This is a genomic window from Bradyrhizobium ingae, from assembly GCF_055791185.1.
Genome location: NZ_JBVUBB010000076.1, coordinates 1 through 9,959, shown reverse-complemented (window position 1 = coordinate 9,959; position 9,959 = coordinate 1). Strand labels below are relative to the sequence as shown.

Sequence of the window (9,959 nt, the reverse complement as noted above, 5' to 3'; positions counted from 1 at the left end):
GCCGTCCCCGCCACCGGAGCTGCTGGACCCAAAGTTGCCTGTGCCGGAGGATCCCTTGGATCTGCTGCCGGCGAATGTGAAGGCGGCGGTTAAGGCAGCGGAGGAGGGCGTTCCCGCACCGGAAATGCCCAGCGTTACGTCGAATGGCGGTACGCTGACCAATGCCGAGTTGCAGATCGTGGCAGTGCTGAACCGACACAAGGGCCAGCTCGACTGGTTCTCGCTGGCAAACAAGGTCAACGAGGCAAACAAGGTCAACGATCCGTCGATGCCGCCGGATCTGAAAGCCGCAATCGAGGGATTGCTCCAGGACCGCAACCTCTTCGATGCGATCACAGGGCTCGTTCCCCCCTGTGGGATCACAGGGGCCGTTCCCTGTGGAGTCCCATTCGCCCTTAGGTTGGGCACGTCCGCCGCCGACGATTTGTCCCACTTCTGCAGCCATCATCCGCAGGTTGCCGCATTCCAAGAGCAGCAGGCGCACAGCTACGAGCAGAACTACATCCCCTCCGATGGTACCGGAAATGGCCAACCGTCAGTCATGACCGAGAACGACGCAATGCGCGAGCTTTACCGGTATTCCGAGTACCTGCCCAAGAACCTGAGCCTGGCGGATTTCAAGCAGATCGTCGACGGCAACGCTCAAATAGGCAAAAGCCCGCCGCAGGTGATCGCGGCGGCTCAATACTTCCTCGACCACCCGGATGCCTGGAAGCAGCTGTACGGTGGTACGATTGATCAGGTCCACAAAGAGGATTTCCTTCAAGTCGCTTCATCGTCGATGGGCCTCACGCGAACCGAGCTGAACACGCTCGACACGATCAACAAGAATCAGGGCGCCTTCTTTGGAGGCGGCGTGCTGACCCGGGACAAGCTGGCGAGCATGGCCGAGGACAAGAGTCTTGATCCGAAGGTACGGCAAGCGGCGTCGCAGCTTCTCTCGGATCCGCTATTGTTCGCACTGCTGAACAATTCGATTACGGGCTACAAGTCCCATCACAAGTTCTTCGACTTCGGCGGCGGACATAGGGTCGATTCCGGCAACATCAGCAACAACGACTTCACGAACTTCTACAGCAACATGTCGGCTGCGAACCGCACCGTTCAGCAGACCAAGACCCATGTTCCCAAAACCGCGGCCGAGCAGTCCGCGGTGGCGGACATGATGATGGGCGTGGCCGACCAGCCCGATATCAAGTCTGTGAAGAAAAATGGCGGCGCCCTCATGCATGCGCTCGACGACGTGACCAAAGTGGGCTCGAAGGGGCTTGACTGGGCCGCCACAGCGGTTGGTGCGCTCGGCTTCATTCCGGGCCTGGGTGAATTGGCCGATCTTGCATCGATGGGCCTCGAATGGGAGTCGCAAGCGGCGAATATTCTTCACGCCGCCATTAGCGGAGGCGATATTACGCAGGCGCTCGAAGAGGCCGGCTTCAGTGACGCGGCGCTGGTGGTGGGCTGTATCGCCGGCCCGCAGGTCAAACTCGCGATGCGCGAGGGACTAGCGAAAGAACTAATGGAAAGGGCCGCGAATGCCGGGGTCGACTTGACGGTCTCGCAGGCGCAATCCCATGCGGAGGACTATTTGAATAATTTGAAGGAACGCCTCGAGGCCAGTCCAATGCCAGCCGCGTAGGCTCCGAGCCAGGTCGGCACGACGGCATCGTCGCAGAAGGTGGCGTAGAACTCCAGAACTTTTGAGCCTGCCTTAACGAGGCGGTCGCCCAGCTCTAGTGCCTCCGAGGAGTTCTGCGCTTGCTTGGCCGCATTACGGCAATCTTCAATTTCCTCAAGCAGGCTGTCCGACTACCGGGACCAAGCGCTCAAGATCGAACTGTTGGAATTGAACAAGGCCCGCGTCCGGCAAGGGCACGGCTGTTGATCCCTCACGGCTGCCGAGCTTGCACGGATGGCGGTGTTCGCCTTACCGAAGTTCGAGCTCTCTGATTGCAAGGGCCGCAATTTCAGCCGGGTCACGGACAACGGTTTGTGCAATCTTGATGATCGTCCTCGCGATCATCTCCGTTAGCGGATCGTCACCATCCTTCACGCAAAGGATATGGAGCGCTTGCTTGTAAGCCGCCGTGATGCGGCTGACCATTTCAGGCTCCATCGCGGCGTCTCGAACTAATCGTTGAATAGTGCCCATCTCTCAACCGGAAATTCGGCATCGTCTCCCTCCCGCCTGAGACGAACCATGAATGCTTCCCCCGAACGGAGTTCGCCGAGAGAAGCAATACTACAACGTGAAATTTAGTGATTCCCCCCGGAATGGCAAAGCCACGGGAATCGCGGGACCGCCCGGTTCGCGAATATTTCGCGGTGGCGTTTTCGGCCTTTGGTTTGTAGCAAAAGAGTGACTTTCTGAGTCGTACATGATCGTGTGATGGGCCTTCACTCCAGACGCCATCTGCCAACCCTGATAGGTGCGTCTTTTGTATCTTCGGAGATACGATGCGACCCGGATGTCAGGGGCGCTTGCGCGGGGTAAGAGAAAAAATGACTGATAGACGCGTGCTTTCCGCATTCCTTGGCCAAAACCCGTGCTTATTCATCGCTTGCCGAAGCGGCGAAAGAAGATCGAGTGGAAGCTCCTCACTGATCTCCCGGTCCAATCGCGCAAGGACGCTATTGATCTGGCGCGGGCTATCGCGGCTAACCGACATCGAGCTGGGTGCCACGATCGGACCCAAAATTGTGGGTAATTGAAAGGTTTTCACCGCGCTTACGGGGCTTTCGTTAGTGGCGGAGAGGGAGGGATTCGAACCCCCGATAGGCTTGCGCCTATGCCGCATTTCGAGTGCGGTGCATTCAACCACTCTGCCACCTCTCCTGAAGGCGCCAAATCGGGGGGAGCTCCGTGCGGTCGGGGCGTGTTCTAAGCGAGGATGGCGGGTCAGACAAGGCGGGCGGGACGAAAATCCCGCGCCTCGTGGATGATGCCCAGTCAGGCGGGCACTCCGGACGGTGTTGCCGATCGCGGCAAGCGTGTCGTCAATCGCAGCCATGGCCTGCTCGGATGAAAGACAGAAAGCCGCCTCCTCGCGTGCCGTGCGGCGAGCCCTTTCACGCGCACGCGGCGGGTTAGCGCGGTCCTTCGTCCAAGGACAGGGCGTCCGCGGACCGGCGCCGAAGTCACGCCAAGGCTTTCAGCCAGGTGCAGCCTCCTCAGAGCAGTCGGACTGATTTGTGCCGTACGGCACAAAATTGGGCCGCCGCAGCACTATTGCCGGGCCAGGCCGAGGCAGTGACGACCGGTTAGCCCGCGATATTGTACGTAGCTGGGCACTACCGCGTTCTGGACTAAACCGCTGCGCGCTAGTGACGTGTGGCAACCAGCGGGTGCCCCCCACCAGCTGATCTTCCATTCCCGGTGAAGTTCGATTGCGACACCATAGAAGCGCTGTTTGCAGCGTTTTGCTATCGCAAAGGAGCTTCTCATGACCATTCTTCGACAGCGGATGACCGAGGACATGCAGGTGCGGAATTTGTCACCGCACACACAGGCATCGTATCTCCAACAGGTGTCACTGTTCGCACGCTACTTCCAGACATCGCCGGACGCTTTGACCCCGGAGCACATCCGGGCCTATCAGCTCTACCTCACGAACGAGAGGAAGCTGGCCACGGGCTCGATACATATCGCTGTTGCGGCGCTTCGGTTCCTTTACAAGATTACGCTCAAAAAAGAGTGGACTTTTGAAGAAGACATTCCACTCCCCAAGACCCCACAGAAACTACCGGTCGTTCTGAGCCCTGAAGAAGTTGTGCATTTCCTCAACTGTGTGGATTACGGCAAGCATCGCGTGATCCTGACCATCTGCTACGCGGCGGGCTTGCGCATTTCGGAAGCTGTTCGCCTGAAGGCCGCAGCCATCGACAGCGCCCGGATGGTTGTACGCGTCGAGCAGGGCAAAGGTTGTAAAGATCGGTACGTGATGTTGTCGCCGATGTTGCTGGAGATTTTGCGCCGGTACTGGAAAGCCGCTCGCCCCCAGGATTGGCTGTTCCCCGGCATTCAGCACGATCGACCAATCACGAGGAATGCGGTTGAGCTAGCCTGTCAGAAGGCGCATCGTTTGGCCGGTCTCTCAAAGCCCGTGACACCACATTCGCTTCGACACGCTTTCGCCGTCCATCTCCTCGAATCCGGCACCGATCTGCGGACCATTCAACTCCTTCTGGGTCATCGTAGCCTCGCCACCACGGCCAAGTACTTGCGCATCGCTACCAGCAAGGTCTGCGCGACATCAAGCCCTCTGGACCTGTTGCCGCGTCCGATTCCCGCTGAGCCACAGCCTGCACCGCCAAAACACTTCTGATTTTCAGACTGATGGCCCGCTCGGGGCCGGAAGTGGCGGATATATTCCGCCGCTACGGCGCGGCCTATCGCGAGAACCATGGCGCTTCGTTATGCACGGCACAGCGTCGTGTCATGAGCGCGATCGAACTGTGCCGCACAGCAGCACTTGGTGGTCACGTCGAGCGCTGCGATAGCTGTGACCACCAGCGCATCTGTTACAATAGCTGCAGGGATCGCCACTGCCCAAAATGCCAATCGCTGGCCCGCGCCCAATGGTTGGAAGACCGTCAATCCGAACTTCTCGATACCCCGTATTTTCACGTGGTCTTCACCGTACCGCAGCCCATCGTCGCCATTGCCCTGCAAAACAAGGAGATCGTTTACAACATTCTGTTCCGAGCTACCGCCGAGACGCTGCGCACCATTGCGGCTGACCCCAAACATCTGGGCGCGCAGATCGGCTTCTTCGCGGTGCTCCATACCTGGGGCCAGACTCTTTCTATCCATCCGCATCTGCATTGCGTTGTGCCGGGCGGCGGCATTGCCCCGGATGGCACGCGATGGATTTCCTGCCGGTCAAATTTCTTTCTGCCCGTCAATGTGCTGGCGCGTCTGTTTCGTCGACTATTCCTCGACTATCTCCAGAAAGCCTTCGATGCCGGCGACCTGCAGTTCTTTTCCTCTCTGGAACCGCTCCGGGTGCGTGACGTCTTCTTGCGTCACATCGCTCCCATCCGGAAAAAGAACTGGGTGGTCTTCGCGAAGCGACCCTTCAGCGGGCCAGAAGAAGTCCTCAAATATGTCGCACGATACACGCACCGCATCGCCATCACCAACAACCGTCTGCTCGATATCGACGACGGCAACGTTCAATTTCGCTGGAAGGACTATCGCGATGGCAGCCGGCACAAGACGATGACACTCGGCGCCGACGAATTCATCCGTCGGTTCCTGCTTCACGTACTTCCTGACGGGTTCCAACGCATTCGCTATTTCGGATTCCTCGCCAATCGCTACCGGGCTGAGAAGCTCGCTCTGTGCCGACAGCTCATGCAGATGCCGCCGCCCACGGCCACCCTCGAAGCCAACACAGACTACAGAGATCGATATGAGGCACTTACGGGCATCTCTCTGCGGAGATGTCCGCTGTGTCGCTGTGGCACCATGGTGATCATAGAGACTTTCGAGTGCACCTCCAGTCGAGCGTCGTTCGCGGATACGTCATGACCATCAACAGCAACAACTCACCGTCACGTCTCGGCCAACCTTGCGCGATCACGCGAACAGGACGATTTTGCTGCGTGCAGCTCCACATCTCATTTCCAAGGCAAGTTTGTTCATCTTGCCTTCTGCCACTCAATCGCACGCGTCATCACATCGGCTCAGATCTTCCATTTTTCTTGATTCGCGGCGGCCTCCTCAACTCACCGCAAAGCCTCCCCGAGCTGCAATGCCCATAGCTGTGGCGCCGTCGTGCCCCGCGGTTTAGTCCAACACGCTTTTAGCCCACCGGCCTGGGTCAGAATCCCGTGGGCAACCGCTCCGCCGTCGGCCGTGCCGCCGGGCTAAAAACGCTCTGCGTTATGTGAAATCCTTCACAATGGGACACGATCTCGTAGCCTACATTAGGCAGTGAGCACAGCCAACATTCGTTCCCCTGTCGACATCGCCGGAAGGAAGCCACCTCATGACCAGCGACTCTCAGTCGACGAGCCCGCCGAGGTGGGATTGGCCATCCTGGATGAAGGGCAGCGTGCCCAATCCACTCGATTTCTTCGCAGCGCCACGGAATTTCGTGCAGCCCATATTACCTGGCTGGGTGTTTGGTAGCGTAACCAACATCACCGAGCAGAATTCAAGCGCGCCCGATACCGAGCGAGAGATTGTCGCCGCGCAGAGCTACGGTCGCCAGCTGGGCCGCGTCATGGACGCTCTTGCCATTCTCATCGCCGACCTGCCGAAGGCGAAGCAGGATGCGACGGCTTTCGAAGAATTCGCCAAAGTCCGTCGCGAGATCAATGACATCAAGGCGCAATCTGCAGCCCGACGCCTCGACCGCATCGCAGCCGACCTCGCTACTCTCAAAGAGACGAAGCCCGAGGAATATGAGCGCGTCGCAGCGACGCTTCGCGAGGTTCTGAAGGGCGCGCAATAAGGTCTCCGGCTTTGTCCGGCCAGGACATGACGGCTCAGAACGATCTTTTCTGTGCAGCTACGATGTCAGGTCCGTAACCTCCGATATATTGGCTGAAATCTTCCCGAGGGCGGCAACATCGCGACGCACGCGCATTTTGCGAAGCTCTCGACCATCGTAGACAGATCTTCCGGGCGCGGAAGCCATCCCCGGTGCATTGAGGCGCTTCCGGCATCTGTCAGCGTCTCCAGTCGATCCCGATCAACGCTATTAATTCGGTTTGTAGAGACCAATGCGTCGAGTTTGTCGCGAAAGGACAGCTCAGCTTCGATACCAAGAATCTCTGCGGCAACGTCGAAGGATGTACGCACAGCGGCGGCAGCGAGGCGGATTAGATCGCCATTGAGTGCACCATAAAGCTCGCTCAGTATGCCGTAGAGGCGCCCCGACTCGTCTTCGACGAACGCGCCCGGATGCAGCCATTCCGGGGACGGCCGTTTCGCCAAAGCAGGCCAATAGTGAATCACCTCGTCATAAACGATCCTATCCTCTTGAGGCTCCTCATCCATTTCGTAGCGGTAGTCCTCTGAGAAGATACTCACCGTCTGGCAAAAAATGTGGTGGCAACCGCGACACTGTAAGATGAACCACTTGGTTTTCCCCCACACCGCCGCCCCCGGCGTCGTCCCAGCCCTGCTGAACGTTTCCACGGATGTCGCAGTTGCGTTCACCCATACATTCCGAGCAGAAGCCCTTTTTTACGGTTGCTGCAGCTTTCTCTTCCATCTGGCAGAAGCCCTCATATTCTCGATAACGCTATCTGATTCTGCTCAGGGGGCTTCGCCCAACGCGGCGAGTTGCTAGTTTTCGGCCGCTCTCAGCTGCGCTTGAGCAAATTGAACTACGTCTTTGATCAGTTCGTTTGGCCTTGTGGTCATTGGCGTCCGTCGCGATCCAGACCTGATCAACCTGAAATGCATCTTGCTGAAACGCATCGGCCTGAAAAGCGCCTGGCATTGCAAAGAGCTGATCCGGACGGTTCGAGCTTGCCGTGTTTCAGCGTATAGGCGGCGTCGCGCAATATTCGGTAGCTGTCGTTGTCTTTAGCTAGGCGATCTTTCCAGACGTCATCGCTCGACTCCAGAACCTTGCCCTGGTCGAGAAGCGAAGCGTGCATGATCCCGAATAGTGCATCGAGGGACATGATGGCATTGGCCACAAGCCTGATATCTCCACGGTTGTCGATCGCGGTTTGCGCGTTCGGATGAGCGACATCGTCAAAGAATTGCAGAGGTGTCATTTCTTCGTAGGACTCCCTGGTTGAGAGGCGCCGATAGGCGCTGCGGGCCATGAATGCCGGCCGCTTTTTCATTTCGCGGCCAACGCCTGGCCGAAACTACCCACAATTTGCAGCAAGCAGCCGAAGACACTAAAGCCTGTACCGATCACGATCATCTGCATGCGATCGCGGAAGCCAGATTGGCGGGAGTTTATTTGCTCGATCAGCTTTCCGAGTCGTCCGCCACCGAGACTGATTTCACCATCGGGCCCATCGCCTACAGTGATGGTCGAGAGGTCGCCGCCCTGTTTAGCGATTTCTAAATTATCGAAGATATCGGAATTGAGCGTTCGCCATACCTCGACGGCCAATGTACCGAAGCCGACGAACTCGATCGCCACGCCCCAAGCCGCAATCCAGTTGGCGTTCGCCACAATCCAGTTCCACATTCCATCTTTTCTGCGTAGCGCCTAGACGTCATTGCCAAACGATTTCGAGCCGGCCCAGGACGAGAAAACAGCAGATCTAGAATGTTGCATGAACCGTCGGCAGTGTTTTGGAGGCTGCAGAGGGGTTTATTGACCGGCCGCGAGGAATGGCTGCATATACGACCTTGATGGAGCGGGATTTCTGCGCGTGGGCGCGGCCAGCCAGCGCAACATGAGCAGTCTGATGCATCGGCGCGACGGCTTGGACAGCCGACGTCGTGCAGGTCCTCATGCTGCGCACTCGACAACTCGTTGCCACGAATGTTTGGCAATGGACCGGGCCGATCGCACTGGCGCGGGCAGCGCACGTGTCGAACACAAAGCCGCGCACCTTACATACGGTAGCTGACCACTATCGCCTTTGATGTGAAATCCTTCACAATAGGACATGATCGCACGGCCTGCATTCGGGTTGCGAGCACAGCCAACATCGTGTCTTTCCCCTGTCGATATATCTCCGGAAGGAAGCCACCTCATGAGCAGCGACTCTGAGCCTTCAACCCCCCCGAGGTGGGACTGGCCCTCCTGGATGAAGGGCAGCGTGCCCAATCCTCTCGACTTCTTCGCGGCGCCCCGGAATTTCGTGCAGCCCATATTGCCCGGATGGGTGTTTGGTAGAGTAACCAACATCACCGAGCAGAATTCAAGCGCGCCTGATACCGAACAAGAAATTGTCGCCGCGCAGAGCTACGGTCGTCAGCTAGGCCGAATCATGGACGCTCTTGCCCTTCTCATCGCCGACTTGCCGAAGGAGAAGCAGGATGCGACGGCTTTCGAAGAATTCGCCAAGATCCATCGCGAGATCAATGACATCAAGGCATAGGCTGCAGCGCGACGCCTCGACCGCATCGCGGCCGACCTCGCTAGTCTCAAAGAGACGAAGCCGGATGAATACGAGCGCCTCGCAGCAGTGCTTCGGGAGGTTCTGAAGGGCGCGCAATAAGGTCTCCTGGTCTCGACGGCCCAGAATGAGTTTGGCAGCTACGATGCCGGTCGTGACCAGTGCCAACGAAATCCAAAGGAGCTAGCCAACATGACGTCTGTACGGGGATAATAGTAAGACTTGGTATGCGGTCGTATCGACGCGGATGATCCGAGGGGGAGTTCATAACGTTTTGGATGAGACCTCACGTCCTCCGGATTTCATGGATGGCTCATGTCCTAACGCTAAGTTGCCAATCAGGTTGAGTGCAGCCGCAGTACTTGGGCGACAGACATCTGTAATGAAGTAGGGCTCGGGGGAGCTGGCCGCACCAAAACGACACGAGTAGTTGCTGATGCGATGACGCGGGGAGGGTATGTGGCATTGAGAGAAGAACGTACACGCGAAGGCGAGCGGTCACTTGCTAAGAGAACTGCCGCTTCTCTAAAACATCCGCTGGGTGCGGCCATTATTACGTTTCTTTTTACCGGCATTGCTGCCACGCTATTTTTGAATTTCTTAGAGGGCCTCTCCAAAAAGCGTGAACTCGAATTTGCTTCTGCACAGCGGGCGGCGGATTCTGTTAAAGCTATCACCGATCTCATTTTTGAGAGATCGTTTCGGGCGACGATGATCGCGTCATCCATTCAAACGAAACGCAGACGTCGAAGAGATCAAGGACCGCAAGAAGACCTATGATGCTATTTAGTCGTTCGTGAAGAACCGGCGCAGCGCCGGGCTCATGCGATATTTGGCGCCGGGATGGTCTCGAGGAAGGCTCGGATGATGGCACGCAAGAGCTCTGCGAGCCATCGCAGGAGCAGGCCGAAGTT

At 57.7% G+C, this 9,959-nt stretch carries 10 protein-coding genes and 1 tRNA gene; 6 read left to right on the top strand and 5 right to left on the bottom strand.

The features are described from left to right. Nucleotides 1-1,636: HrpF/NolX family T3SS translocon protein (locus ACV1FX_RS41330; protein WP_473123217.1), on the top strand; the 1,636-nt coding region annotated here is incomplete at its 5' end. Between the two features lie 288 nt (nt 1,637-1,924). Here ACV1FX_RS41330 and ACV1FX_RS41325 read toward each other — a convergent pair. Together ACV1FX_RS41325 and ACV1FX_RS41320 are read right to left on the bottom strand one after the other, a co-directional pair. Continuing rightward, nucleotides 1,925-2,101 carry a hypothetical protein gene (locus tag ACV1FX_RS41325; RefSeq protein WP_254103064.1) on the bottom strand — a complete coding sequence of 59 codons (177 nt, stop codon included), beginning with the start codon at nt 2,099-2,101 and terminating at the stop codon, nt 1,925-1,927. 642 nt (nt 2,102-2,743) lie between these two features. Continuing rightward, nucleotides 2,744-2,833: transfer RNA gene (locus tag ACV1FX_RS41320), tRNA-Ser, on the bottom strand. 607 nt (nt 2,834-3,440) lie between these two features. Here ACV1FX_RS41320 and ACV1FX_RS41315 point away from each other — a divergent pair. From ACV1FX_RS41315 to ACV1FX_RS41305, 3 genes are all read left to right on the top strand, one after another. Next, the gene (locus ACV1FX_RS41315) at nt 3,441-4,322 is read left to right on the top strand and encodes a tyrosine-type recombinase/integrase (protein WP_473123216.1); all 882 of its coding nucleotides are present in this window, start codon (nt 3,441-3,443) and stop codon (nt 4,320-4,322) included. A gap of 11 nt (nt 4,323-4,333) precedes the next feature. Then, on the top strand, nt 4,334-5,530 hold the full coding sequence (locus ACV1FX_RS41310) for an IS91 family transposase (RefSeq protein ID WP_473123215.1): 1,197 nt from the start codon (nt 4,334-4,336) through the stop codon (nt 5,528-5,530). A gap of 460 nt (nt 5,531-5,990) precedes the next feature. Further along, a complete protein-coding gene (locus ACV1FX_RS41305) occupies nt 5,991-6,458 on the top strand; it encodes a hypothetical protein (RefSeq protein ID WP_473123214.1) in 468 nt (155 codons plus the stop codon). Between the two features lie 65 nt (nt 6,459-6,523). Here ACV1FX_RS41305 and ACV1FX_RS41300 read toward each other — a convergent pair whose 3' ends face one another. The 3 genes from ACV1FX_RS41300 to ACV1FX_RS41290 all read right to left on the bottom strand — a co-directional run bounded on the left by ACV1FX_RS41300 (nt 6,524) and on the right by ACV1FX_RS41290 (nt 8,165). Beyond that, nucleotides 6,524-7,168: a DUF4145 domain-containing protein gene (locus tag ACV1FX_RS41300; protein ID WP_473123213.1), complete on the bottom strand. Its 645-nt coding sequence runs from the start codon at nt 7,166-7,168 to the stop codon at nt 6,524-6,526. A 233-nt stretch (nt 7,169-7,401) separates the two neighbouring features. Then, entirely contained in the window at nt 7,402-7,809 is a 408-nt protein-coding gene (locus tag ACV1FX_RS41295; protein ID WP_473123212.1) for a hypothetical protein, read from the bottom strand. Beyond that, nucleotides 7,806-8,165: a hypothetical protein gene (locus ACV1FX_RS41290; protein ID WP_473123211.1), complete on the bottom strand. Its 360-nt coding sequence runs from the start codon at nt 8,163-8,165 to the stop codon at nt 7,806-7,808. The genes ACV1FX_RS41295 and ACV1FX_RS41290 overlap by 4 nt, the downstream gene beginning before the upstream one ends. Nucleotides 8,166-8,679: 514 nt before the next feature. On the opposite strand from ACV1FX_RS41290, the gene ACV1FX_RS41285 reads away from it, so the two are divergent. Together ACV1FX_RS41285 and ACV1FX_RS41280 are read left to right on the top strand one after the other, a co-directional pair. Beyond that, nucleotides 8,680-9,027, top strand: a complete 348-nt coding sequence (locus ACV1FX_RS41285; RefSeq protein WP_473123210.1) for a hypothetical protein — start codon at nt 8,680-8,682, stop codon at nt 9,025-9,027. Nucleotides 9,028-9,504: 477 nt separating this feature from the next. After that, complete coding sequence (locus tag ACV1FX_RS41280; RefSeq protein ID WP_473123209.1) at nt 9,505-9,825, top strand: hypothetical protein; 321 nt, start codon at nt 9,505-9,507, stop codon at nt 9,823-9,825. Nucleotides 9,826-9,959: the final 134 nt, after the last annotated feature.

Excerpts from the sequence above, each read along its gene's own strand:
- ACV1FX_RS41315 (WP_473123216.1), top strand. The coding sequence starts at position 3,441 with ATGACCATTCTTCGACAGCGGATGACCGAGGACATGCAGGTGCGGAAT.
- ACV1FX_RS41305 (WP_473123214.1), top strand. The coding sequence starts at position 5,991 with ATGACCAGCGACTCTCAGTCGACGAGCCCGCCGAGGTGGGATTGGCCA.
- ACV1FX_RS41310 (WP_473123215.1), top strand. The coding sequence starts at position 4,334 with ATGGCCCGCTCGGGGCCGGAAGTGGCGGATATATTCCGCCGCTACGGC.
- ACV1FX_RS41290 (WP_473123211.1), bottom strand. The coding sequence starts at position 8,165 with ATGTGGAACTGGATTGTGGCGAACGCCAACTGGATTGCGGCTTGGGGC.
- ACV1FX_RS41285 (WP_473123210.1), top strand. The coding sequence starts at position 8,680 with ATGAGCAGCGACTCTGAGCCTTCAACCCCCCCGAGGTGGGACTGGCCC.
- ACV1FX_RS41295 (WP_473123212.1), bottom strand. The coding sequence starts at position 7,809 with ATGAAAAAGCGGCCGGCATTCATGGCCCGCAGCGCCTATCGGCGCCTC.
- ACV1FX_RS41325 (WP_254103064.1), bottom strand. The coding sequence starts at position 2,101 with ATGGTCAGCCGCATCACGGCGGCTTACAAGCAAGCGCTCCATATCCTT.